The organism is Pseudomonas sp. LAMO17WK12:I10 (assembly GCF_900215185.1).
Taxonomy (GTDB): domain Bacteria; phylum Pseudomonadota; class Gammaproteobacteria; order Pseudomonadales; family Pseudomonadaceae; genus Aquipseudomonas; species Aquipseudomonas chlororaphis.
This window is the reverse complement of the sequence record NZ_OBDX01000077.1, coordinates 1-2519: the sequence shown is the minus strand read 5'-3', so window position 1 is coordinate 2519 and position 2519 is coordinate 1. Positions and strand designations below refer to the sequence as shown.

Below are 2519 nucleotides of genomic sequence, written 5' to 3'. Positions count from 1 at the left end.
AGGCCCGTCACCGTGACGGTCCCGTCCTGGGTAACGCCATCGCTGTTGCTGCTGCCGCTGTCCTGGGCCAGGCTCAGGGTCGGGGCCGCCGGAGCGCTGCTAACCAGTCCGGGTTGATGAGAGTCTCCACCTCTATTCTGCGAGGCGCTTGCTATCCCCGCAACGACAGCTCCCCCTACAACTAAGCCAGCCCCTCCCAGTGCAAGCTGTTCGAACGTCAGACCTGCAAACAGTGACTCATTGGATGAGTTTGCAACCGAGTCAAACAAAATACTGCTCGCTGGGTATTCGGCTATGTTGGCTTCAGAAATAGTAAGAAGCTCATCTCCTGCCACACTCTCAAGTGTAAAACTTGAGACCGTATCAGAAAAATATCCTTCAATGATGGCAATTTTCTTTCCATTCCTCATAATTACCAAATCATTGCCGACACGTTCAACTACCACATGTGAATTTTGCGTAGCGTCATTGAGCTGGGCGCTGTATTTTATATGGCCTTTTGCTTTTTTGATGTGCGTAGGCGCGTCACCTTCCTTCGCTGGAACAGCAATTCTTTCCAATACACCATCATGCCTAACCACGTCAATAATTATCATGACCGCACCTTTAATGTTGACTTTAAGCCTGACAGCATGCTGGAAATTTTTTATCAGCCCCCTATAACCTTCACATGCCACACCAACCTAAAACCCACAACAGCATGACATGCCTCTCACTGCAAGCCCCCCCTAATCATTGACGAAGAGCCCACCTATGTAAAACACTAGCTCGTGATACTTTGAAATTAGCGGCACCCGCAATACTCCCTTCTTTCCAACCACTCTAAAAAATTAAGCTTGCAATAATGAACGCAAACGCTTCTTAAAACTGACGATATCGAGGCGAATTTGGTGGAGACTGACCCTTCCGAAGGTGGAGATTGCTAACCAACTTAAAGTATAACAAGCAGAAATCTTCTAATTCACAAATTAACCTCTTGCCACCTACCTCATACTTTACCGAGCCAGAAATAACGCTCAGCAAACTTCACTCCTCCTGCCCCTCATATATCGCCAAGATTATCTAGAAAACAATCCGATCTCCGCTCGTCATGCGCTTTACTTCCATCAGATTATACTGATCTTCCCAACCGCTCCGCCAAGTTGCAGCATGCGATTGAGCCCCGATCACAGCCTGAGCTCCCATGTCACTCCGAGCCACCCGGAGAGGCTCATTTGCCCATTGACAATTATTACGACCAATGAAAGCAGACATACTTCGCACATCAATCTGTTCGATTTTTTCATCAATGGAACTTTCCCTAGCCAGAAGCCTCCATTGCATAGAACCTAGATTTACAGCGCACACTGCAGTCGCATTTTGCATGGCATTCATCCTCTCTTCGTCCGCAGCAAACGAATGCTCACCGCTCAACGGCTCGCCAGATTGCTGAGGAAGTTTTCTCAACGCTAAACGAAGCTCTACTTCTACCACTTCTAGATCGCTGCGCACCCGTGCCAGGTGAGAATACAGCAAGTCGAATTCCGCCTCAGCAGACAGGACAGAATCCCGAGGTCGCTCTGTTCCAACATCCAGCTCCTCTAACTCAGTTACCTCCCAATACAGAGCATCTAGTTTTCCTAGCGTCGAAATCGCCCCCGTCCACGCAGATGCAACCCGATTAGCTACCTCATATCCCACTTCGCTTGTCGGCATCCTAGCCTCCCCGACATTCGCATTTGTTACTACTAAATCAGAAGCGAGCAGTTGCTCCTGTTCAGCTCCCCCCCATAGCGGATAGGATGGCCGAGAAGCGCCTTGCAATTGATCTAAACTTAGCGTGGAAATCGAAGGCAAATCCCAGCGCCCTCCTTCCATATGCTTACTTATTTTATTCATCGAAACTTTACTAACCCTAACCTGAGGACAAAACTCAAGCAATCGAACAAAATGCTTAGCATAGAATAAAGGACCATTATTCAGATTCGAAACACCCCCCCCTAAAACAAACCCGACCAATACGAATGGAAGCCATGCCCGACTAAAAATCTCTCCCATTAACTTCAGATCTCCGCTAAACATTGTGTCGATGCCCTCCATCACGCATCCAGATAAGCCCCAGAGTGAACTCAGTCCTTTACCAACCAGATGTAGACAACGGTGGCCTTTTCCCACCAATCCCGCAACCAAAAATATCGCCTCAACAAGGCGAAATTTACTAGCCTCCGATGCCTTCTAAAACTATCCATGACACTCAATTCGTACCGAAGCAGTTCCTGAACAGTACGCCCCCACAAGCCTCAAAGACAAAGTCTTCGTCCACTTCCAACCAGATCAAAAAGATATCGCCATCCAACTTCCCAACAGACAGATAAACTCTTCGAGCAACAATCTAGCCCATGGAATATTCAATGGAACAGCGACTAACTTCCTAATAATAAATTAAAAAGCGCCGGAGCCACCAGAAACCTGATGAGTTCAGCTCTTTGACTACTGAGTTCTATCTTGAAATGAATCCTTGGAGACCCGGACACTGATTG

General features: G+C 47.7%; 2 protein-coding genes. Both read right to left on the bottom strand.

The annotated features are described in order from the left end of the window. Positions 1-596: hypothetical protein (locus CRO75_RS32800; protein ID WP_143504339.1), on the bottom strand; the 596-nt coding region annotated here is incomplete at its 3' end. Between the two features lie 466 nt (positions 597-1062). Further along, positions 1063-2079 (bottom strand): hypothetical protein, encoded by a 1017-nt coding sequence (locus CRO75_RS32795; RefSeq protein ID WP_143504337.1) that lies wholly within the window; start codon positions 2077-2079, stop codon positions 1063-1065. Positions 2080-2519: the final 440 nt, after the last annotated feature.

Coding starts and splice junctions, on each gene's coding strand:
- CRO75_RS32795 (WP_143504337.1), bottom strand. CDS start 2,079: ATGGAGGGCATCGACACAATGTTTAGCGGAGATCTGAAGTTAATGGGA.